This is a genomic window from Pseudomonas sp. GW821-FHT02B10 (assembly GCF_059421865.1).
In genome coordinates this window covers 1-22,258 of record NZ_JBWKVU010000012.1, presented here as the reverse complement: position 1 = coordinate 22,258, position 22,258 = coordinate 1, and the positions used below count along the sequence as shown (strand labels likewise).

The following is a 22,258-nucleotide window of genomic DNA, read 5'->3' as shown; positions in this document are numbered from 1 at the left end:
ATGCCTTGCCTGAAAGCACTCTCCAGCCCATCGAGGCGCGACACATCGCACATTGCATGCGACCCGCGCCCGGACCACCAACAGCAACGAGACTTCGACGCACTGTTGAACCCGGCGACTCCCAGGAGCATTCCTTCGACACCGTCGGCCCTCGAGGCTGCGTGGCCACGACACCCGCGTTCGGCCCTGGCGCAAGCCTTCGCTCCCGCCATCGCCCAGTTGCGCGGTCTGGGCCGACGCCATCCCGGTACCCTCGACCTGCGGCTGACCAACGGCCCGCTGGCGGGACTGGAGATACAGGCCAGCGCCCAGGCCAGCCTGTTGAGCCTGAACATCAAGGTCGCCGACCGCGACAGCTTTGAACGCATCGTCGGCACCCGCGGGTCACTCGAAAACCAATTGGCGACGATCTTCAATCGTCCGGTGGCACTGACGCTGCAACAGCTGAACGGAGAGCCCTGGTGAAATTGCCGAAACTGAGTCAGGCCGAGGGCCGATTGCTGCGCAAACTCGGTCGTGGACGGCGGCTGGAACTGCTCGAGGGGGGCATGACCCTCACCTACGGCATGGCCGGGGGCGACGGACTGATCGTGCACGCCCAGGTCTTGAACCAACCGGTTCGTCTCTGGGTCGCTGCCCCTGCCTGGTGCCGCTGGATCCGCCCGCTGCTCGACGTACCGGACTGGTCGGCAGTCCCGACTGAACTGCACGAGGTCCTGGCGAGCTGGACCCTCGCCTCGGCGGGAGCCGGGCTGGCGGACAGCACGGTTGCCTGGCCCACGGCCAGCCACCTGGAGGCGGCAACGGTCGAGACAACCCCCAGCTGGTGCCTGTGCTTCGAGCATGAGGGCCGGTCGCTGGCCGCCTCGGTCCTGGAAGCCCCCGTGCAATGGCTCGATAGCCTCAGTGAACTGTTCCAGCCGATGGACACCCAGGACGACAGCGACCATCGCACGCTCCCCGCGGCCCTGATCGCCGGCTGGAGCCATGTCGATCGAGACACTCTTGAACGCTTGCGGCCCGGTGACGGATTGCTGTTACACCACGCCTACCGGACGACCGAGGGCCAGCTGGGGCTGTTCCTGTCTCGCCCGCTGGCCACCCTCTCGGTTCACGATGCCGCGCCCCTTGCCCTGGAGACTGTCTTGCACGATTTCAACGACTGGATGGACATCGCCCCAGGGCCCGGCGCCCCCGGTTCCCCCCTCGGCAGCGACCTGCTGGTGACCGTTGTCGTTCAAGTCGGCTCGCTTGAAGTACCGCTGCACCAACTGGCCCATCTACAGGTGGGAGAGGTACTGCAAGGTCCGGCCTGTATCGACGACTTCGTCACCCTGAAGGTCGCCGGCAAAACCATTGCCCATGGCCTGCTGCTGGAGATCGATGGAAGGCTGGCTGTGCGGATCGACCGGCTTTTCTGACCCGGCGGAAATCTCAGGTATGCGCCGGATGGGCGCTGTGCGGTCCTCGCTCGATAATGGAAAAACAGCCCCCGGAGCGAATCGATGAACCTGCTGGACCAGCCGCTGCACCTGATTCTTCTGCTGTCCGCGGTCTCCATATTGCCGTTGCTGCTGATCCTTGGAACGTCCTTCCTGAAACTGGCGGTGGTGTTCTCGCTCCTGCGCAACGCCCTGGGCATCCAGCAGATTCCACCGAACATTGCCCTGTACGGCCTGGCGTTGATCCTGACGATGTTCATCATGGCGCCCATCGGCCTGGAGATTCAGGACAACCTGGCGGCCAATCCCATTCAAAGCGAGTCCGACGATTTCATCAGGCAGGTCGACAGTGGAATACTCGCGCCGTATCGAGTGTTTCTTGAACGCAATACCGCGCCGGACCAGGCGCACTTCTTCTCAAGTATCGGCCGCGACATCTGGCCACAGAAGTACCACGATCGCCTCCCCGACAGCTCCTTGCTGGTGCTGATGCCCGCCTTCACCGTCAGCCAGTTGATCGAAGCGTTCAAGATCGGCCTGCTGCTGTACCTGCCCTTTATCGCGATCGACCTGATCGTCTCCAACGTCCTGCTCGCCATGGGCATGATGATGGTCTCGCCGATGACCATCTCGATGCCCCTCAAGCTGCTGGTGTTTGTCTTGATGAATGGTTGGGAAAAGCTGCTGGGCCAACTGATGTTGTCGTTCAACTGAGGGCATGGCGGATGAGTGAAGCGCTGATTACTCAACTGGCCATGCAGATGATGTGGTTGGTCCTGCTGCTGTCGTTGCCGGTGGTGGTGGTCGCCTCCGTGGTCGGGGTGCTGGTCAGCCTGGTGCAGGCCCTGACCCAGGTGCAGGACCAGACCATTCAATTCCTGATCAAACTGGTGGCTGTGGCCATTACCCTGGCGATGACCTTCAACTGGATGGGCGACATCCTGCTGGCCTATGCCAACCGGTCGTTCGAGCTGATCAACCAGATGAGGGCCTGAGCGTGGATACCCTGGCTCAATGGCTACCCGTGATCGGTCTGTGCATGCTGCGCCCCCTGGGGGTGATGCTGATGGTGCCGCTGTTCAACCAGGCCACCCTCGGCGGCACGCTGGTGCGCAATGCCCTGGTGCTGATGATTGCCCTGCCGCTGATTCCTCTTCATGACACCTGGCCAACCCTGGAAAGCGCTCGCCAGAACGCCACGGCCGGACGCTACCTGATGCTGATCTGCGGTGAGTTGAGCATCGGCCTGATGATGGGTTTTTGCGCCGCCATCCCGTTCTGGGCCATGGATATGGCCGGATTTCTGATCGACACCTTGCGGGGCGCCTCCATGGCCAGCGTGCTCAACCCCCTGCTGGGCCAGCAATCGTCACTGTTCGGCATCCTGTTTACCCAGGTATTTGGCGTGTTGTTCCTGGTGACCGGCGGTTTCAACCAGTTGATCGCGGGGATCTATCACTCCTACAGCGTCTTGCCCCCTGGCGAAGTCTTTCATTTCGGCCCGGGTTTTCTGGCGTTCCTGTCCCGTCAGTGGCAACTGGCCTATGAGTTGTGCCTGCGTTTCTCGATGCCGGCGATTGTCGCCATTCTTCTGGTGGATATGGCCCTTGGCCTGGTCAACCGCTCGGCCCAGCAACTGAACGTGTTTTTTCTGTCGATGCCGATCAAAAGCGCCTTCGCCCTGCTGATGCTGATCATGAGCCTGGGCTTCGCGTTCAAGGCGCCCCTTGAACAGAGCAGCCAATGGGTGCGGCAGGTACTCACCTTGATGGACCACCTGCGATGAGCGAAAAAACCGAGCAACCCACGGCGAAAAAAATCCGCGAAGCTCGCGCCAAGGGCCAGGTCGCCAAAAGCACGGAGGTCACCAGCGGCGTGCAACTGGCGGTGATGCTCGGTTATTTCATGTTCGAAGGCGACTACCTGCTCGACAGCTTCACGGCACTGCTCGACACCACGATCAACGCCATCAACCTGGACCTGGCCTCCGCGCTCAAGCAGCTGGGCGAGCTGTTCGCGGCGATCGTTGTGCGGGTGGCAGGAGGCATCGCGGCCATGCTCATCCTCTCCACCCTGGTGGCCATCGTTGCCCAGACCGGACCGTTACTCGCGCCCGAGGCGCTCAAACCCTCACTGGAAAAACTCAACCCGCTGGCCAACGCCAAGCAGATGTTTTCCATGCACAGCCTGTTCGAGTTCGGCAAATCCCTGGCCAAGGTCGGGGTCCTGTCGCTGATATTTTTCTACCTGATCCGACAGTACGCGCCGTCCATCCAGTTCCTTCCCCTATGCAGCGTGGCGTGCGGCCTGGAGGTCAGCACACAGTTGCTGTACTGGATGTGGTCGGTGCTGATCGGGTTCTACGTGATGGTCGGCATCGCCGATTTCGCCTTCCAGCGCTACAACACCAACCAGCAATTGATGATGTCGCTGGAGGACATCAAGCAGGAGTACAAGAACGCCGAAGGCGATCCGCACATGAAGCAAAAACGCAAGGAAGCGCACCGGGAAGTGCAAAGCGGCAGCCTGGCGGCGAATGTCGCCAAATCCACAGCGGTAGTGCGCAACCCCACCCACATTGCGGTCTGCCTGTACTTCAAGCCCGGCGAAACCCCCTTGCCACGGGTGATCGAAATCGGTCACGACCATGTGGCATTGAACATCGTCGCCCTTGCCGAAAAGGCGGGTATCCCGGTGGTCGAGAACATCGCCACCGCCCGCGCCCTGGCTGCCCAGTGCGACGTGGGTCGCTACATTCCCGCCGAGCTGTTCGAACCGGTGGCGCATATTCTGCGAATCGCGATGCAGCTGGACTACGAGCAGCAAGCACCATGATCCGCTGGCGAAGGTTAGTGGTCGGCATGGGGCTGCTCCTGGCCTGTGGCCCGGTTGCCCTGGTCTGTGCCCAGAACATCGAGTTGGACGCGCCCCTGACCTGGACCCGAGGCGACCTTCAAAGCGATATTTCTCCTGCGCCGGCCACCCTTGTCCCGCCCTCTTCGCCTCCTCCTTCTGCGATCAGCGTAGCGCCATCCCCGCCCCTCCTCCCCTACGGCCCACTGATTGACAGCGTGGCCAGGGAGTACCACCTCGACCCACGTTTGCTGCACGCCATGATTCACGTGGAATCCCGGTATCAACAGGACGTTGTTTCAAATAAAGGCGCGATCGGCCTGATGCAAGTCATGCCCCTCACAGGCGCACGATTTGGCTACACCGACCTGAGCAACGCACCCGACAACCTGCGCGCCGGCGCGGCCTACCTGAGATGGCTGCTCGATCATTTCGATCACAACCTGGAACTGTCCATCGCCGCCTACAACGCAGGAGAAGGTGCGGTAAAAAAGTACGGCCGGGAAATTCCGCCTTACCCCGAAACCCAGACTTATGTCACTCGCGTCATGGCCCGCTACCGGGGAACCCCCATGGGGGGGGCTGCTCCTGACCAGGCGCGCCAATCCGAAGTCCGCGCAACGGAAAATCCATCGACAGCACTGCGCAGTGCCGCGGTGTTCCTACACACCCTGGGCTCGCTGCTGTTGGCTTCGCCGGAACACCAGGATGGGTAAAGCAGTAAACAACATGGCTGGTATTGAGTTGGGAGCAGCGCCTCGTACCACAGTGAAACTGAATGACCAGCCTCCACGAGCAGTCGAAAGCAACAACTAACCCAAGAGGAAATCCCCCCATGCTGACGCCGAGTCATTCGCTACCCAACCTGCACGCCGCCAGTCGTCCCCATGAACTCTCCGAGAACGAAAACACCGCTGAAAAAAAATGCAACTCAGCCAACACCGGCATATTTGCGTACAACACATCAGCGGCAATGCTGTGCAAGGTCGATGATGCCTCCCATCGACTTGCCCAAGATGCGCCTTGCTCGCTGAACGGCAGCACCTTGGAGTTATTGAGTTTGACGCTGGTCAAGGACAAGGACTGGCCCGTCGATGTGCCCCTGGTCTGGAAACATGATGCTGATACCCGGCCCTATACGGCATTTGTCCCTGGGGAGGGGAAATGCTGGGTGGATGTCGGGATGTTATCCGCGGACCAACAAAAACAAAGTATTGAGATATGCCACGACGGCAAGGACAACTACTTGGCAAGCAAATCCGGAGAGGTCTGGGCAGCCTGCGGCGAAGATGCTTTTTTTAAAACGATGCTGGCCGTCAGGGGGGATGTCTCTGTAGATGCGATCAGTGACAAACAAGCCGCCGAGTTTCGCAAACAGTTGGCTAGCAATGCCCTTGAACAGCGCACCGTGCTGGGAGCACTGTGGCAAAAGGGACTCCAGGAGCCTGTGAAACTGGAGGGTGCAGGCGCTGTCACTGCTGCAAAAAACATCAAGAACCCTGTGAATGCCGTGCCTATCAATCTGGAGCGCAATCCGCGCTGGATCAATCCCGAGACCAGGCCGGCTTGTAAATACTCCCCGGTCAAAGTAGGCGATCTGCCGCATAAAGACGCCATTAAAAACACTCGGGAAGACGCCATTAAAAGTATGCAGGCGGTTCTTGATAAGCGCATTGATACCTGCCGGGAGCTTGCCATGGACCGCGCAATACCCAGTGCTGGCAGTTGGTTTTCATTTGTCAGGGGCCCGCAGTTACATGAGCCGCACCTGAACAAAGGCACTGTTCCGGCACTGGTCATCAGTGGTGGAAGTGCCAGCAAGCTGAGTGCAGACCTCAGTAAGGACTACGGCCTGGCATGGCACCCGAAAAACATGACGAATGAGCGTGGCATGCATGCCGAGCCTGTCTATCTCCTTGTCCACAAGCTCGATTACCCGACCTATGCCTCGACGATGAAAGAGCTGCTTGAACAGTACCCGAATCTGCATCTGGTCGGTTGGGATGGTGGAAAGTTGACAGGGTTTGGCGCTGCGCGAGCATCGGCCCTGGCCTTTGCCGATTCGCTTTCGTATCGCCCTGAAAGAGTCATGATGATCGATCAGGATGTTGTAAAGACGGAACAGACCAGACATACCAACCCAAGGGTGCGAGCTGCAGTGGAAGGTCTGCACCAGACAAGCCATCAGCCGATTGCCGGCTACGGTATTGGTTACCCGGCGCGACAGTCGCCTCCCACACCTTTCGGAGAAACACTCCCGCCCACGCCAGCAGATCTTAACGGACCAGCGGAACAGTTCGTTTCAATCAAGGCACCGTTTCGCAAGCAATGGGAGGATGGCATTTACCCTCCTTACATGGTTGCAGGTGGCGAAGACATGTTGATGAGCAAGGAGCTAGGCCTGAGCAAAGATGGGCGCAATACGGTTTTGCCAGAAGAAAGAATCATCAAGAAGGAGCTGCAGGGGCCAGCGGACACCCCGAATGTCTACTGGAACGAAGGCCGTACCCAGACCCTCAAGGCGCTCTTCGAAGCGGAAAAGAATACCTGGGTGGAATTCGAAGAGCAGAAAATGAGCCTGGATGATCTGCTGCATAAGTTCAAAGACAATGGGTGGATCGCTTCACACCCGAGCGTTGAGTCTTACAACGTTTCGGCCTGTGTTATTGAACGTATTATTTTGCGGCTGAACAATGAATTAACTAAGGATGCACAGCAAAAGTAATCAATCGCTCCCAATACCAATCAAGCGCAATCCACACAGGAGCGGGCCTGTTTACGGTATATCGGTAACCATTGATAGCCACCGGTACTCCCTCTTCGCGAGCAGGCTCGCGTGTATGGCAGGCGTTGCAGGACGAAGAGCCAAGGTCACGACTTGGCCCGGTAATACTCGGCCATGAAATCGACAAATGCCCTGACCTTGGCGGGCAGGTTCCGGGCATGGGGGTACAGCGCATAGTAATGACGCACGCCGAGGGTGTAGTCAGGAAGAATCCGCACCAGCCTGCCGGCCAGCAGGTCGTCCTGCACGGTGGCCAGGGTAAAGGCGGCAATACCCCCGCCGGCCAGGGCACAGGCGTGCAGCGCGGTGATGGTGTCGGTGTGAAAATGGCTGTCGGCGGTCACGGTGACCGGCTCAGCCCTTTCACTCACCAGGGACCACTGCGTGGCCGAGGCAAAGGTCAGCAACCGATGCTCGCTGAGTTCGCCGACGCTGCGTGGCAGGCCGCACCTGAAGATGTAGGCCGATGAAGCGACCATCACCATGGGCGAGACCGTGAGCAAGCGCGCGACCAGGCTGCTGTCGGCCAAGGGCCCGCAGATGCGGATGGCCACATCGAAGCCATCGGCCACCAGATCGACAAAAGGGTCCGAGCAGGACAGGTCGACCTGGATGTCCGGATACCGCTGCTGGAACGCCGGCAGCCAATGGGCCAGCTCCAGGGTGCCGACCACCAGCGGAGTACTGATGCGCAGCAACCCGGAGGGGCGTTCCTGCTCTAGAGCGACGGCCTGGGACGCGGCATCGACGCGATCCAGGATGTCCACGCAGGCGGTGTAATAACGCTCGCCCGCCGCGGTGAGGCTCATGCGCCGGGTATTGCGATTGATCAGGCGCACGCCGAGCGTGGACTCCAGTTGCTGCAAGTGTCGCGACACCGAGGAGTGCGTGGTGTCCAGCCGCTCGGCGGCGGCGGAAAACCCCTGGGCTTCGACGATGCAGCGGAACACACGCATGGCGAGCATCTGATTCATAGCGAGTTAGCGCACCGGCAATTTGAGGATCTGGGCCGTGGTCATCACGTCACCGAAGGTGTCCTCGACCTCGGCCAGCGCGGCCTTGTGCAAGGCGTCCTTGTCGATCGTGTCGCCGTTGACCCGGGTAATGTCGCGAGTGGCCGAGGCGTCGGAGGCGACTATGACCTTGTAGCCCAGGGGCGCGGCATCACGGGCGGCACCGGCGACACAGGCATGGGTCATGAGGCCGGAGATGATCAGGTTCTCGATCCCGGCGCTCTTCAGGCGCTTATCCAGATCGGTACTGGCGAAGACGCTGACCGTGCTTTTCTGCAGCACCTTGTCCTTGGCCCGCGGCTGCATGTCGGGGTGGAACTTCACGGTTTCGCCATCGATGGCGAACACTGCCGAACCGGCCGGTGCAACGTGCTGGACGTGATAGACCGGCAGGTTGTGGCTGTCGGCGAACTTGATCAGCTCACGGGTATTGGCCAGGGCCCTGGCACCGTCCGGGATCGGCATCTTGCCGGTGAAGTATTCGTTCTGGAAGTCGATCACCAGCAATGCGGACTTGCCGGCCGGCAACTCACTGACCGGCATGGCGCCCGACATGGCGCGAATGGTCGGATGGCCTTCAGCCAAGGCAGCGGTACTGGCCACAATGCCGGAAAATGCACAGGCGGCGAGGAAACGACGGGTAAAACGTTGCATGGGTATTTCCTTCTTCGGTCGAGTGAATAAGCAAATGCTAGGGAAATACCTCAAGCTCGAACACAGCGCAGGCAGCACAGGGTCTGTGCGGTTTTCGCACAAATTGGGGTGTTCGGCAATCTGCAATATGCGTGGTTCACCGCTCAGCGGATGTCTGCCGAAGCACCGCCCATGAAGGGCAAGCCGCGCGTTATCGTTGACCTCCATCGCGGGCAAGCCTCGCTCCTACGGACGGCGACGCCTGTGCTTGCGTAGGAGCGAGGCTTGCCCGCGATGCGATCTGACAGACATCGCGCTCAGAGCGTCCAGGCCCCAGCTTCGCCAAAGAATGCCCGTGCGTTGTCTTCGAGGCTTTCCAGGTGGTAGCCGCCTTCCTGCACGATCAGGCACGGCAGGCCGAGGCTGCGGATGCGTTCGCCGAGGCGGGCGAAACCTGCGCGGGTTACTGCCACTTTGCTTTGCGGATCGAGCTCGTAGATGTCGAAGCCCAGGGACAGCACCAGCACTTGCGCGTCGAAGCTTTTCACCGCCGCCAGGGCGGTTTCCAGTTGGCCGAGGAATTCGGCTTCGCTGGCGCCGTGGGCCATTGGCAGGTTGAGGTTGTAGCCCTGCCCCGCGCCGCTGCCGCGCTCGTCGGCAAAGCCGGCGACGCCCGGGTAGAAGTTGGTCGGGTCGCCGTGCACCGAGACGTACAGCACGTCGTCGCGTTCGTAGAAGATTTCCTGGATGCCCTGGCCGTGGTGCATGTCGGTGTCCAGCACCGCGACCCGCTCGAATTTTTCGCGCAGTACCTGGGCGGCGATCGCCGCGTTGTTCAGGTAGCAGAAACCGCCGGCGGCTTCGGCCCGGGCGTGATGGCCCGGCGGGCGGCACAGGGCGTAGGCCGCCGGTTCGCCGTCGAGCAAGGCGCGGGCGCCGGCAATCGCGCTTTGCGCCGACCAGTAGGCCGAACGCCAGGTCAGTTCGCCCACCGGGCAACTGCCATCGGCCAGGTAACGCGCGGCCTGGGCGAGGATGCCGCGCAGGGCGTTGGGCTCGCGGACGAAGATGTTCGACATCACCTCGTCGCCCCAGTCCTCGGGAATCTCCTTCCAGCGCTGGTGGGCTTCCTTGAGAAATTGCAGGTACGCCGCGCCGTGCACCGCCAGCAGCGGCTCCAGGCCGGCATCCTCCGGTTGCAGCACCTCAAAGCCCAGGGAGTGCGCGGCCTGGACCAGGCGCTGGGCGCGCTCGGGCACCTCCTGCGGGGTGCGCATCTGGCCGCGGGAGTAATAGCTGCGCGGATGGTGCAACAGCTGTTCGGGGTGGAAAAAACTGCGCATGACCTTCTCCTTATTCGACCTGGCCGGCGCGGGCCAGCACGGCGTTGAGCAATACGTCGGTACCCTGGCGCACGTCCTCGGGCAAGACGTCTTCGGCTTCGTTGTGGCTCAGGCCGCCAACGCACGGGATGAAGACCATGGCCGTTGGGCAGAACCGCGCCAGATGAATCGCGTCATGGCCGGCGCCGCTGACGATCGATTGCTGAGCGTAGCCCAGGCCGTCCACCGCCTGCTGCACGGCCGCCACGCAGTCGGCATCGAAGGGCGTGGCCGGGCTGATCCAGTGCGGGCTGATGGTCACCTTCAGCTGACGTTGTCCGGCGATGGCGCCAAGCCGCGCGCGGACCTCCTGCTCCATCGCGGCGATGGCGCTGTCGCGGTGGTGCCGCAGATCGACGGTGAACTGCAACAAGCCGGGAATGGTGTTGCGCGAAGACTTGGCGATGCTCAGCTCGCCAACGGTGGTCAGGCCCTCGGGGGCAAAATCCGTGGCCAGGGTTTCGATCGCCAGGATCATCTGCGCGGCGCCGTAGAGCGCATCCTTGCGCAGCGGCATCGGCGTGGTGCCGGCGTGAGCCGCCAGGCCTTCGACCTGCACGTCGAGCCAGCGGATTGCCTGGCCGCCGCTGACCACGCCGATGCTCTTGGCGTTGTCTTCGAGGATCGGCCCTTGTTCGATATGCGCCTCGAAGTAGGCATCCACCGCCCCGCCCAGGGGCCGCGTACCGGCGTAGCCGGTGGCGTGCAGAGCCTCGGCGACGCTGATGCCGTCGGCGTCGCGCACCGCCAGGGCGCTCTCCAGGTCCATGATCCCGGTGAACACCGCCGAGCCGAACATGGCCGGGGTGAAACGCGCGCCCTCCTCGTTGGTCCACACCGCCACTTCCAGCGGCTTGCGGGTCTGGATTTGCTGATCGTTGAGGCAGCGCACCACCTCCAGGCCGGCGAGCACGCCGTACACGCCATCGAAGCGCCCGCCTTCGGGCTGGGTGTCGAGGTGGCTGCCCATCATCACCGGGGCGGCGTCGGGGTCGCTGCCCGGACGGCGGGCAAACAGGTTGCCGATGGGGTCGACGCTCAGGCTCATACCGGCCTCACGGCACCAGCTTGCAAACAGCTCGCGCCCGGCCTTGTCCTCCTCGCTCAGGGCCAGACGGCAGCTGCCGCCACGGGCAGTCGCACCGATTTCGGCCATGGCCATCAGGCTCGCCCACAGGCGTTCACCGTTGATCTTCAACATGCTTCGGTTCTCCGGATTCGATTAGGGTCTGTACGAAAAGTCGGCGAGCGAAGGTCAGGCAAGGCAAAAACAGGCGAGGAAGCGGAGTTTAGGGGCCTAAATGAGCATTCCGAGCCTGTTTTTAACGCAGCATGACCGAGCGCAGCCACTTTTCGTACAGAGCCGGGGCTCAAGCCATTTCCAGGCGGTGGACGGCTGCATGGCGACGGGCCAGGGCCAGCACGCAGAGCAGCGAGATAGTCGCGATCAGGCTGTAGAACAGCGCCATCGGCCACCACTGGCCGGCGAATTGATGGGCCAGCCAGGTGCCGATCAGCGGCGTCAGGCCACCGGCCACGGCACCGCAGATCTGATAGGCCAGGGAGATCGCGGTGTAGCGCACGCGGGTCTCGAACATGCCGCTGACGTAGCCGGCGATCACCGCATAGAAAGACGCCATGCACACCACCGCCAGGGCGAGGCCGAGGATGATCAGCGGCGCCTGGCCGCTGCTCACCAGCACGAACATCGGGTAGGGCGAGGCCATGGCCAGCAACGACACCAGGCACAGGAAGCGCGTGGCGCCGATCCTCTCGGCGGTCCAGGCCGCCAGGGGCTGGATGCAGAACTGGATGATCGCCACCACGAACAGGCACTCCAGGATCAGCGAACGCGGCAACCCCAGTTGCTGGGTGCTGTAGGCGATCATGAAGGTGTTGGTGAAATACACCCCGGCAATCCCCAAGGTGTTGGCGCCGATGCACAGCAGCAGTGGACGCCAGGCGCTGTGCAGCACTTCCATCACCGGCGCCTGTTCCTTGCGCAGACTCTTGTGCGCCTGCTCGCGGCTGGCGAGGAATTCCGGCGACTCATTGACCCCCAGGCGAATCGCCAGGCCCACCACCAGCAACAGCGCGCTGGCGAGGAACGGCAGGCGCCAGCCCCAGCTCATCAGGTCTTCTTCGGGCAGGCGGGTGACCGCGCTGAAGGCCAGCAGCGACAGGATCAACCCGGCCGGGCTGCCCAACTGCGCAAAGGAAGCGAAGAAGGTGCGCCGGCCCTTGGGCGCATGCTCGCCGGCCATCAACACCGCCCCGCCCCACTCGCCACCGACGGCGATGCCCTGGACGATGCGCAGCAGGATCAGCAGCACCGGCGCCGCCGCGCCGATCTGTGCATAAGTCGGCAGCAGGCCGATGCACACCGTGACCACGCCCATCATCAGCAGGGTGATCACCAGGGATTTCTTGCGCCCGATGCGATCGCCAATATGGCCGAACACGATGCCGCCCAATGGCCGGGCGAAGAAGCCCACGGCGAAGGTGCCGAAGGCCGCCATAGTGCTGAACAGTTTGTCGTCGGAGGGGAAAAACAAGGCGCCGAACACCAGCGCCGCGGCGGTGGCGTAGATGTAGAAGTCGTACCACTCGATCATGGTGCCGATAAAGGCGGCGGCGGCCGCACGGCGCGGCTGGGGCGAAGCTGAAGGCTTCATGGATCGTGCTCCTTTGATTATTTTTCTGGCAGGAGAGAACGGGAATGCAGAGGCGCTCTGGCGGCGCCTGTCTGGGAGGGATTTATCGTCGCGAGGCTATAATTAGTCAATTTTCTATTTATTATGCTAATTATTACCGCTGCTTATTATCAGCCTGTCCTTCGCCCCAGAGCCCCGCGCCATGTCCAACCGCCTGCCCGACCGCCTGCTCAACGACCGCCTGGACTGGAACCTGCTGCGCACCTTTCGGGTGATCGGCCAGGAGTTGAGCATCAGCCGCGCGGCCGCCCGCCTGCACCTGACCCAACCGGCGGTGAGCCAAGCCCTCAAGCGCCTGGAGGAACAATTGGGCCGCCAGTTGATCGCCCGGCGCGGGCCACGTTTTGCTCTGACCGAAGTCGGCGAGCAGATCTTCCACCTGGCCGGCGAAATCTACGGGCAGATGTCCCAGGTCAGCGGCGTGCTGGAGCAGCCGGCCGACGAAGTGATCGGCAAGGTGCGCCTGCTGATGATCAGCCGGATCTTTTCCGAGCGTTTCGATGATTTCCTCGCCGACTTCCACCGCCAGCATCCGCGGGTCGACCTGGAGATCGAGGTGCTGCGCAGCTCGGACATCGTCAGCGCCCTGCAGGAAAAAACCGCGACCCTCGGCCTGAGCCTCAACCGCCGGCCCCAGCCGCGCCTGGAACAGCGGCTGTTCCTGCGCCAGCGCTATGCGTTTTTCTGCGGCAAGCACCATGGGCTGTTCGGTCAGCAGAAGGTGGCCGAGGGGGATTTGCAGCGGGAGAATTTCGTCAGCTTCACCAGCGACCAGATCGGCGGCATGCTCTCTCCGCTGACCATCTTTCGCGACCAGCAGGGTTTCAGCGGGCGCATCGTCGCCTCGTCGCCGAGCCTGGAAGAAGTGCGGCGCCTGGTGATCGCCGGCTACGGCATCGGCTGCCTGCCCGAGCATGTGGTGGCGGCCGACGTTGAAGCCGGGCTGCTGTGGCGCCTGCCTCCCGACGAAGGCATCGCCGACGTCGACATCCATCTGCTGTGGAACCGCGAACAGCGCATGAGCCGCGCCGAGACAGTCTTTATCGAGGCCTTGCAGGCCGGCCTGGGCGCTCAGTAACCCTGGGCCCTGTCCACCTCGTTCAACAGCGTTTCGCCGGCTTGCAGGCGCCGCAGGTTGTCCGCCACCTGCTCGACAATGCAATCGTGGGAGGCCGCCGAGGCCATGTGCGGGGTAATGGTGACCCCGGGGGTGCTCCACAACGGATCATCGGCCGGCAGCGGCTCCTGTTCGAACACATCGAGCAAGGCGCCACGCAGTTGGCCGCTGGCCAGGGCCTGCTGCAAGTCGTCGAGGTTGAGGTGACCGCCGCGCCCGACATTGACCAACGCCGCGCCATGGGCCAGCCGGGCAAAGCTGTCGCGCCCGAGAATGCCGCGGGTCTCGGCGGTCAGGGGCAGCAGGTTGATCAGCAGTTCCACTTGGTCGAGAAAGGGCTCCAGCTGCCCCGGCCCGACGAAGGTCTGCACCCCCGCCAGGCACTTGGCGCTGCGAGCCCAGCCGCGCACGTCGTAGCCGGCGGCGGCCAGGTCGAGGGCGATGGCGCTGCCCAGGGAACCCAGGCCCATGACCCCGACCTTGAACTGCCGCGCCGGCCGTTGCAGCGGCCGCTCCCAGTGCCGCTCGCGCTGCTGCCCCAGCACCCGGTCGAAGCCGCGGTGATAGTGGATCACCGCCCAGCGCAGGTACTCGGTCATGCCCTGGCGGTGGCCCGGGTCCACCACCCGGCACACCGGCAGGTCCGGGCACGAAGGGTCGTGTTCCAGGTGGTCGATGCCCGCCGCCACCGAATGAATCACTTGCAGGCTGGGCAAGCGCCCCAGGCTGCCGGCGGGGGGAAACCAGCAAGCGGCGACCTGCGCCTGAGCGGCACGCGGATCGTCGGCCAGCACCGCCTGGACCTGTGGCGCGCAGCGGGCGAAGGCGGCCTGCAATTGCTTGAGCAACAGGCTGTCGCGGGACAGCAGCACCACGAGGCTCATGACAGATAGGACTCGCGCTGGGACTCGATCAAGGTCAAGGCGGCCTCCCAGGCCAGCTCGATGATGTGGTCGGCGTCGTCGCGCTCGAACTGTTCGGCGGTGTGGGCGCAGACCTGCGGCGATGGGTAGTTCAGCTCGCAACCGCCGGCCAGCGCCTGGACCTGGGCCTGGCAGGCACGTTCGAGAAAATGAATCTCCTGGAACGCATGGGCGACGCTGGCACCGCCCACCAGCAGGCCGTGGTTACGCAGGATCATCGCCTTGTGCGGGCCAAGGTCGGCGATCAGGCGCTCGCGCTCGTCCAGGGACAGGGCAATGCCTTCATAGGTGTGGTACGCCAGCTTGCCGTAGAACTTCAGCGCATGCTGGCTGATGGGCAACAGCCCCTGCTTCTGCGCGGCCACTGCCATGCCGGCGGCGGTGTGGGTGTGGATCACGCAGTTGAGGTCCGGGCGCGCCATGTGGATCGCCGAATGGATGACGAAGCCGGCGGCGTTGACCCGGTGCCCGGCGTAGTGCGGGTCGACGATGCGCCCCTCCTGGTCGATGCGCACCAGGTCGCTGGCACGCATGCGGTCGAAGATCACCCCGTAGCGGTTGATCAGGAAGTGATGCTCCGGCCCTGGAATGCGCAGGGTGATGTGGGTGTCGATCAGGTCGGTCATGCGAAAGTGCGCGACCAGTCGATACAGGGCCGCCAGCTCGCAGCGGGCCTGCCATTCAATCGGGCTCATGTGTTCGGGTTTGCTCACGAATACACCTCTTTAGGAACGTGGTGGACAGTCGGGTTGGCGCGCAGCCGGGCCAGGCCGCAGACGCCGATCAATGACAGGGCCGACAGCAGGCTGAAGAACACCGCCAGCGGCAGCCACTGTCCGGAAAACTGGCTGGCCAGCAGGGTGCCGATCAGCGGCGTGCTGCCACCGGCGACCGCGCAGGCCAGTTGGTAGGCGATGGAGATCCCCGAATAGCGCAGGTGCACCGGGAAGGCCTGGGTCATGTAGCCGGCGATCACCGCGTACAGCGCCGAGAGAATCACCACCGCCAGGGCGATGCCAAGGGTCATCAGCACAATGTTCTGGGTGCCGACCAACAGGAACATCGGGTACGGCGTGGCCATGCACAGCAGCGCCACCCACTTGAGGAAACGCCCTTCGCCGATACGCTCGGCCAGCAGCGCGGAGACCGGCTGGGACAGCAGCTGGATGATCGTCACCAGGAACAGGCAATCGAGAATAGTCGCCCGGGAAATGCCCTGGTACTGGGTCACGTAGGTGATCATGAAGGTGTTGGTGAAGAAGAAACCGGCCGAGCCGATGGTCACCGCGGCGGCGGCGAACAGGATCTGCTTCCAGCAGCTGCGCAGCACTTCCATGACCGGGTACTGGGCGGTTTCGTTGTTGTCCCGGGCCTTGGCAAACTCCGGCGACTCATGCACGCCAGAGCGGATCATCAGGCCGAACATCATCAGCACACCGCTGGCGAGGAACGGCAGGCGCCAACCCCAGTCGAGGAAGTCCTGCTGGTCCAGGCTGGTCACCAGGCGGAAGGCGATCAACGCCAGCAGCAGGCCGGCCGGGCTGCCGAGCTGGGCGAAGGAGGCGTAGAAGGTCTTGCGTTTGGCCGGGGCATGTTCGCTGGCCATCAGCACCGCCCCGCCCCACTCGCCGCCCACGGAAATGCCCTGGATGATGCGCAGCACGATCAGGCTGATGGGCGCCCAGATGCCGACGCTGGCGTAGCTGGGCAGCAGGCCGATGCCGGTGGTGGCCAGGCCCATCAGCGCCATGGTCACCAGCAGCATTTTCTTGCGCCCGAGGCGATCGCCGAGGTGGCCGAACACCATGCCGGCCATAGGCCGGGCGATGAAGCCCACGGCGAAGCTACCGAAGGCTGCCAGGGTGCTCATCACCGGATCGCTGCTGGGAAAGAACACCTGGCCGAGTACCAGGGCCGCGGCCGTGGCGTAGATGTAGAAATCGTAGAACTCGATGGTCGTGCCGATAAAGGCCGCCGCCGCGGCTCGGCGCGGCTGAGGAGTGCTGTGCATGCAAGGACCCTGTGTATTTGTAGTTTTGGGCAGGTGCGGAAGGCTGATTACGCGGCGCTCTCTGGCGCTTGTGGGCTTTATCGCCGTCATGCCAGGATTAGTCAATTTTCAAATTCTTATCTTTGCTATTAGCACTGCTACTACATGGAGCCGCCATGCCCGCACCGCTCTCCACCTCCAACCCCTGGGTCGGTCGGCGTTTCCTCAACGATCGCCTGGACTGGAACCTGCTGCGCACCTACCTGGTGATCGGCCAGGAAGGCAGCATGAGCCGCGCCGCCGCACGCCTGCACATCACCCAGTCGGCGGTCAGCCAGGCCCTCAAGCGCCTGGAGGAACAGCTCGATTGCGTGTTGATCGCGCGCAGCGGACGGCGCTTCGAACTGACGGAAACCGGGGAGGAAGTGCTGCGCATCGCCACCGATATCTACGGCGATATCTCACGCCTGGGCACGGTGCTGGAGAGCCGCAACGACGACGTGGTGGGCAAGATCCGCATCCTTACCGTCAGCGGTGTGCAAGCGCCGCATTACGACGAGTTCCTCGCCGATTTCCATGAGGCCCACCCGAAAATCGAGCTGGAAGTCGAGGTGATGGGCAGCTCGGACATCATCAGTTCGCTGCTGCAAAAGACCGCGACCCTGGGGGTCGGGCTGTGCCGCCTGCCACAACCCAGGCTGGAACAGCGGGTGCTGTTTCGCGAGCGGTATGCCTACTTCTGCGGCCAGCGCCACCGGCTGTTCGGCCAGCAGGACCTGAGCCTGCAACAGCTGGCCAACGAGAACTTCGTCAGCTTCACCAGCGACCAGTTGGGGGGCAACCTGTCACCGCTGACGCTGTTTCGCGACCAGCAGGGCTTTACCGGCAAGATCGTCGCTTCCTCCACCAGCTTTGAAGAGATCTATCGCCTGATCTGCGCAGGGTTCGGTATCGGCTGCCTGCCGATCCACCTGGTCAGGCGGGATGTCGAGCAAGGGCTGCTCTGGCGTTTGCCGCCGGACGAGGGCGTGGTGGATTTCGATATCCAGCTGCTGTGGCACCGGGAACAGAAGATGAGCCAGGCCGAAACCCTGTTCCTGGACAGCATCCAGCACATGCTCAGTATTCGTGAGCAGGTGCCGGACAGCCTGATGTTCAAATGACTCAGGCGTGGGGAACGTCCGGCCCCTTGCCAGGGCTGGCGTACTGCGGCTTCAGGTGGCCTTGCTGATCGAGCAGCCAGGCATCCATGACCTGACGAACCACGGGGCCCGCGACCCGGCCGCCGGCCTCGCCGTTCTCGATCATCACCGCCACCACGATCTGCGGGTGCTCGGCCGGCGCGAAGCCGACGAACAAGGCATTGTCACGATGGCGCTCGCGGGTCTTGAGACGGTCGTAACGCTCACCCTGCTTGATCGCCACCACCTGCGCCGTACCGCTCTTGCCGGCGATGCGGTATTGCGCGCCGGCCGCCGCGTCGCGTGCGGTGCCCCGAGGCGCGTGCATCACCATCTGCATGCCATGGCTGACCAGGTCCCAGTCGACCGGGTCCTTGAGCCGGATGTTCGGCATCGGGTGTTCGTCCACCGGCGCCACGCCATCGACGGTCTTGGCCAGATGAGGGCGATTCCACACGCCCTTGTTGGCGATCAGCGCCGTCGCCTGGGCCAGCTGCAGCGGCGTGACCTGCATATACCCTTGGCCAATGCCGAGAATTACCGTCTCACCAGGGAACCACGGCTGACGCCGGGTGGCGCGCTTCCAGGCCTGGGACGGCATCAGTCCCGACGCCTCCTCGAACATGTCCAGGGAGACTTTCTCGCCCAGGCCGAACATCGCCAGGTAATCGTGCAGGCGGTCGATACCGAGCTTGTGCGCCAGGTCATAGAAGTAGGTGTCGTTGGAACGCATGATCGCCGCGTCCAGGTCCACCCAGCCATCGCCGCTGTGGTTCCAGTTACGGTATTTGTGGTCGACGTCCGGCAGTTGGTAGTAACCCGGATCGAACACTCGGGTCGAGGCGTTGACCACCCCGGAGTCCAGTCCGGCGATCGCCACCTCCGGCTTGATGGTCGAACCCGGCGCATACAGGCCGCGCAGCACCCGGTTGAACAGCGGCCTGTCGATGGAGTCGCGTAACGCGCTGTACTCCTTGAAGCTGATGCCGGTGACGAACAGGTTCGGGTCGAAGCTCGGCTTGCTGACCATGGCCAGTACTTCGCCGGTCTGCGGATCGAGGGCCACCACCGATCCGCGACGGTCGCCCAGGGCCGCCTCGGCCGCCTCCTGCAACTTCACGTCGAGGCTGAGCACGATGTTTTTCCCAGGGATCGGATCGGTGTGCTTGAGCACCCGCATGACCCGGCCCTGGGCGTTGGTTTCCACCTCTTCGTAGCCGACATGGCCATGCAGTTCGGACTCGTAGAAGCGCTCGATCCCGGTCTTGCCGATCGACTGGGTGCCGCGGTACTCCACCGAGTCCAGGACCTTGGCTTCCTTCTCGTTGATGCGCCCGACATAGCCGATGGAATGGGCGAAGTGCGCGCCCATCGGATAGTGCCGCACGAACTGGGCCTCGACCTCCAGCCCCGGCAAGCGGTACTCGTTGACCGCCAGCACGGCGATCTGCTCTTCGGTCAGCTCATAGAACAGGGTGACCGGCACGAACGGGTGGCGTGACTGCTTCAGCGCCTTGTCGAACAGCGCACGGTCTTCGGTGGGCAGGTGCAGCAGGCTGACCACCTGGTCCAGCTCGCCTTTCAGATCGGTGGTGCGCTCGCGGGTGATGGTCAGGTTGAAGCTGGGGCGGTTGTCGGCCAGCAGCACGCCGTTGCGGTCGTAGATCAGGCCGCGAGTCGGGGTGATGGGCAGCACGTGCACACGATTGTTTTCGGAGATGGTCGAGTGATAGTCGAATTCGACCACCTGCAGGAAGTACAGGCGCCCGATCAGGGTGCAGGTGATGGCGACCACCAGGAGCGCGCAGGCCAACAGTCTTTTGTTGACCAGCCGCGTCTCTTTTTCGTGGTCCTTGATCGGTATCGGTTCAGGCATTGCTACAGCTTCTCGTGGAATAGTGAACGCTGATCCGTGCGGGTGAATGTCGGTCCCTTGAAAAGCGAGCTGCACCATACCAAAAACCGTCCCGGCGCTTTCATGAAGAATTCGGCCGATTCGTGATGCCCGCTCAAGATTGTTGTTCCGATTCATGCATTTTTCTGTGGGCCGGGCCTGGGGATACTGCTGCGCTGTGATCCCTATGACCGTCTTGCCACGGGCGAGACGCTGGAGCCCTTCATGCATCCTCGTTTTCAACGCCTGCTTGGCAGGAACAACTTTTCCGTCGGCCTGGAACTGCCGCTCGATAACGACTGGTCCAGCGATGGCCAACGCCTGCGCCAGGCCGAAGATCGCCCCTTCGGCGTGCCGGACCTCAAGCAGCACGCAACCCTCGCCCGCCTGGCGGACCAGGCCGGCTTTCGCGCGCTATGGGTACGTGACGTACCGGTGTACGACCCGAATTTCGGCGATGCCGCTCAGGTCTTCGAAACCTTTTCCTACCTCGGCTATCTGGCTGGCATCACGCAGAACATCATGCTCGGAACCGCCGCGGTGGTCCTGCCGTTGCGTCAGCCGTGGCTGACCCTCAAGGCCGCCAACAGCATCGACGAGTTGAGCGATGGTCGATTGCTGCTGGGGGTCGCCAGTGGTGACCGGCCGATGGAGTATCCGCTGTTCGGTGTCGATTACGCCCAGCGCGCAGAACTCTTTCGCGATGCTGTCGAGCTGTTGCACAGCCAGGGGCAGGATCGTTTACCCGAGGGTGCGCATCTGCTGCCACAGCGTCCTGAAGCCGCACCGCTGCTGGTGGCCGGGCTGGGCCAGCAATCGCCGGCCTGGATCGGTGAACACATGGACGGCTGGCTCGCCTACCCGGGCACCCCGGACGAACATCGCCGACGCATCGCGCTCTGGCGTGAGGTCGGTGGCGACAAACCCTATATCAGTTTCGTCCACCTGGACCTTGCCGCTGACCCGCATGCACCCATGCAGCGCCTGCGCTTTGGTGGCCGCTGTGGGCGCCTGGCACTGATCGAGGAACTGCAGGCCCTGCGTGAGGCAGGCGTGCAGCATGTCGGCCTGCATCTGCGCCGCAGTGAACGCCCGGTGGCCGAGGCCATCGAGGAAATTGCCGAATTCGTACTGCCGAGGTTTCACCATGCCAACTGAATACAACGCCTGGGGCTGGACCGCAGGAGCCGGCCTGGAAGGCCTTCAACTGATCCGCAAGACATTGCCGCAACCGGGAGCGAATGAAGTGCTGATCGCCAATACCGCGATCGCCCTCAACCCGGTGGACTGGAAGATCATCGAGTGGGGACATGCCGATTGGCATACCGGCCGCGTGCCTGGTGTCGATGGCGTTGGCGTGGTGGTGGCCGCGGGTTCCGCGGTGACGCTGAAGATCGGTACGCGGGTGGCTTATCACCAGTCGTTGAGCCGTGATGGCAGCTTCGCCGAGTATTGCCTGCTCGATGCCGATGCGGCGCTGCCGGTTCCTGAGTCACTGGATGACGCAGTTGCCGCCAGCCTGCCCTGCCCCGGCCTGACCGCCTTGCAGGCGCTGGATAAGGTCCCCGTTGTGGGGGCAAGTGATGTGCTGGTGGTGGGGGCCGGAGGCGCGGTGGGTTCGTTGCTGGTCCAATTGGCGGTGCAACGCGGTTTGCGGGTGTGGGCGACGGCGTCTGCCCAGCACCATGCGCGGTTGCTGGCGCAAGGCGCGGTCGGGGTCTTCGACTATCAGGCAGACACTTGGCAAACCGAGCTGCAATCACAGTTGGGGGAACGTCGCCTGCATGCACTGTACGATACCGTCAGCGGCGCTCACGCGCGCAGCCTGGCAGCACTGCTGGGTTACAACGGGCATCTGGTGTGTATTCAGGATCGTCAGGAGGCAGCGCCATTGCCGGCGTTCAGCACCGCGATCTCACTCCACGAGGTGGCCCTCAACAGTATTCACGCTTACGGCAGCCGGGCCGACTGGCAACAGCTACGTCAGTACGCCGAGCAACTGATGAGCGGGGCTGTATCGGGTCTGCTGCAACCTGCACCGCTGATTGAGTTCGACTTCAACCAGTTGCCGGAGAAACTGCAGGCATTGAAGAATGGCGAGCAGCATGGCAAGTGGGTAGCCCGGCTAACGCACAACAGCCAGGGACGTTAACACCCGCCAAGGTGCCTTCGGCTTGAGGTAGTTCTTGAGTCGAGGGGCGCTGCTCTCCGTTGACTGGAAAGGTTTTTCCGCGCGCAAAAACAAAACCCCAACTGCTTTCGCAATTGGGGTTTCGGAATTTAATCTTGACGATGACCTACTCTCACATGGGGAAACCCCACACTACCATC

21 protein-coding genes are annotated in these 22,258 nt (G+C 62.9%); 12 read left to right on the top strand and 9 right to left on the bottom strand.

The genetic code is table 11. The features are described from left to right. From AC07VU_RS23055 to AC07VU_RS23020, 8 genes are all read left to right on the top strand, one after another. Entirely contained in the window at positions 1 to 465 is a 465-nt protein-coding gene (locus AC07VU_RS23055) for a hypothetical protein (RefSeq protein WP_495030535.1), read from the top strand. Next, entirely contained in the window at positions 462 to 1,421 is a 960-nt protein-coding gene (sctQ, locus tag AC07VU_RS23050; RefSeq protein ID WP_495030534.1) for a type III secretion system cytoplasmic ring protein SctQ, read from the top strand. Before AC07VU_RS23055 ends, sctQ begins: the two co-directional genes overlap by 4 nt. Before the next feature lie 84 nt (positions 1,422 to 1,505). Next, the gene (gene sctR, locus AC07VU_RS23045; protein WP_053280203.1) at positions 1,506 to 2,156 is read left to right on the top strand and encodes a type III secretion system export apparatus subunit SctR; all 651 of its coding nucleotides are present in this window, start codon (positions 1,506 to 1,508) and stop codon (positions 2,154 to 2,156) included. 11 nt (positions 2,157 to 2,167) lie between these two features. After that, complete coding sequence (sctS, locus tag AC07VU_RS23040) at positions 2,168 to 2,437, top strand: type III secretion system export apparatus subunit SctS (protein ID WP_053280204.1); 270 nt, start codon at positions 2,168 to 2,170, stop codon at positions 2,435 to 2,437. Between the two features lie 2 nt (positions 2,438 to 2,439). Next, a complete protein-coding gene (gene sctT, locus AC07VU_RS23035) occupies positions 2,440 to 3,228 on the top strand; it encodes a type III secretion system export apparatus subunit SctT (RefSeq protein ID WP_150052445.1) in 789 nt (262 codons plus the stop codon). Next, on the top strand, positions 3,225 to 4,277 hold the full coding sequence (locus AC07VU_RS23030) for an EscU/YscU/HrcU family type III secretion system export apparatus switch protein (protein WP_495030533.1): 1,053 nt from the start codon (positions 3,225 to 3,227) through the stop codon (positions 4,275 to 4,277). Before sctT ends, AC07VU_RS23030 begins: the two co-directional genes overlap by 4 nt. After that, on the top strand, positions 4,274 to 5,011 hold the full coding sequence (locus AC07VU_RS23025) for a lytic transglycosylase domain-containing protein (protein WP_495030532.1): 738 nt from the start codon (positions 4,274 to 4,276) through the stop codon (positions 5,009 to 5,011). Before AC07VU_RS23030 ends, AC07VU_RS23025 begins: the two co-directional genes overlap by 4 nt. A 119-nt stretch (positions 5,012 to 5,130) precedes the next feature. Further along, positions 5,131 to 7,020, top strand: coding sequence for a hypothetical protein (locus AC07VU_RS23020; RefSeq protein WP_495030531.1), 1,890 nt, complete (start codon positions 5,131 to 5,133; stop codon positions 7,018 to 7,020). Positions 7,021 to 7,166: 146 nt separating this feature from the next. Here the strand turns inward: AC07VU_RS23020 and AC07VU_RS23015 are convergent, their stop codons facing one another. The 5 genes from AC07VU_RS23015 to AC07VU_RS22995 all read right to left on the bottom strand — a co-directional run bounded on the left by AC07VU_RS23015 (position 7,167) and on the right by AC07VU_RS22995 (position 12,783). Next, entirely contained in the window at positions 7,167 to 8,054 is an 888-nt protein-coding gene (locus tag AC07VU_RS23015) for a LysR family transcriptional regulator (protein WP_495030530.1), read from the bottom strand. A gap of 6 nt (positions 8,055 to 8,060) precedes the next feature. Then, the gene (locus AC07VU_RS23010) at positions 8,061 to 8,747 is read right to left on the bottom strand and encodes a cysteine hydrolase family protein (protein WP_495030529.1); all 687 of its coding nucleotides are present in this window, start codon (positions 8,745 to 8,747) and stop codon (positions 8,061 to 8,063) included. Between the two features lie 296 nt (positions 8,748 to 9,043). After that, entirely contained in the window at positions 9,044 to 10,069 is a 1,026-nt protein-coding gene (locus tag AC07VU_RS23005) for a histone deacetylase family protein (RefSeq protein WP_495030528.1), read from the bottom strand. A gap of 10 nt (positions 10,070 to 10,079) precedes the next feature. Then, a complete protein-coding gene (locus tag AC07VU_RS23000) occupies positions 10,080 to 11,309 on the bottom strand; it encodes a Zn-dependent hydrolase (RefSeq protein ID WP_274304203.1) in 1,230 nt (409 codons plus the stop codon). A 169-nt stretch (positions 11,310 to 11,478) separates the two neighbouring features. Then, positions 11,479 to 12,783 carry an MFS transporter gene (locus AC07VU_RS22995; protein ID WP_495030527.1) on the bottom strand — a complete coding sequence of 435 codons (1,305 nt, stop codon included), beginning with the start codon at positions 12,781 to 12,783 and terminating at the stop codon, positions 11,479 to 11,481. Between the two features lie 181 nt (positions 12,784 to 12,964). Between AC07VU_RS22995 and AC07VU_RS22990 the strand changes: the two genes are divergently transcribed. Then, positions 12,965 to 13,900 (top strand): LysR family transcriptional regulator, encoded by a 936-nt coding sequence (locus AC07VU_RS22990; protein WP_274304205.1) that lies wholly within the window; start codon positions 12,965 to 12,967, stop codon positions 13,898 to 13,900. On the opposite strand, the gene AC07VU_RS22985 is transcribed toward AC07VU_RS22990, so the two are convergent. The 3 genes from AC07VU_RS22985 to AC07VU_RS22975 are packed head-to-tail and all read right to left on the bottom strand — an operon-like array spanning position 13,894 to position 16,873. After that, a complete protein-coding gene (locus AC07VU_RS22985) occupies positions 13,894 to 14,823 on the bottom strand; it encodes a 2-hydroxyacid dehydrogenase (RefSeq protein ID WP_274304206.1) in 930 nt (309 codons plus the stop codon). The genes AC07VU_RS22990 and AC07VU_RS22985 overlap by 7 nt on opposite strands. Then, the gene (locus AC07VU_RS22980; RefSeq protein WP_009044870.1) at positions 14,820 to 15,575 is read right to left on the bottom strand and encodes a class II aldolase/adducin family protein; all 756 of its coding nucleotides are present in this window, start codon (positions 15,573 to 15,575) and stop codon (positions 14,820 to 14,822) included. Before AC07VU_RS22980 ends, AC07VU_RS22985 begins: the two co-directional genes overlap by 4 nt. Beyond that, positions 15,572 to 16,873, bottom strand: coding sequence for an MFS transporter (locus AC07VU_RS22975; RefSeq protein WP_457274525.1), 1,302 nt, complete (start codon positions 16,871 to 16,873; stop codon positions 15,572 to 15,574). Before AC07VU_RS22975 ends, AC07VU_RS22980 begins: the two co-directional genes overlap by 4 nt. Positions 16,874 to 17,028: 155 nt before the next feature. Here AC07VU_RS22975 and AC07VU_RS22970 point away from each other — a divergent pair, with 155 nt between their 5' ends. Continuing rightward, positions 17,029 to 18,015, top strand: coding sequence for a LysR family transcriptional regulator (locus AC07VU_RS22970; RefSeq protein ID WP_009044872.1), 987 nt, complete (start codon positions 17,029 to 17,031; stop codon positions 18,013 to 18,015). 1 nt (position 18,016) lies between these two features. Here AC07VU_RS22970 and mrdA read toward each other — a convergent pair whose 3' ends face one another. After that, positions 18,017 to 19,909, bottom strand: coding sequence for a penicillin-binding protein 2 (gene mrdA, locus AC07VU_RS22965; protein ID WP_495030526.1), 1,893 nt, complete (start codon positions 19,907 to 19,909; stop codon positions 18,017 to 18,019). 243 nt (positions 19,910 to 20,152) lie between these two features. On the opposite strand from mrdA, the gene AC07VU_RS22960 reads away from it, so the two are divergent. Both AC07VU_RS22960 and AC07VU_RS22955 read left to right on the top strand, forming a co-directional pair. Next, a complete protein-coding gene (locus tag AC07VU_RS22960; RefSeq protein WP_495030525.1) occupies positions 20,153 to 21,085 on the top strand; it encodes a TIGR03571 family LLM class oxidoreductase in 933 nt (310 codons plus the stop codon). After that, on the top strand, positions 21,075 to 22,079 hold the full coding sequence (locus AC07VU_RS22955) for a zinc-binding dehydrogenase (protein WP_495030524.1): 1,005 nt from the start codon (positions 21,075 to 21,077) through the stop codon (positions 22,077 to 22,079). Before AC07VU_RS22960 ends, AC07VU_RS22955 begins: the two co-directional genes overlap by 11 nt. Positions 22,080 to 22,258 lie beyond the last annotated feature (179 nt).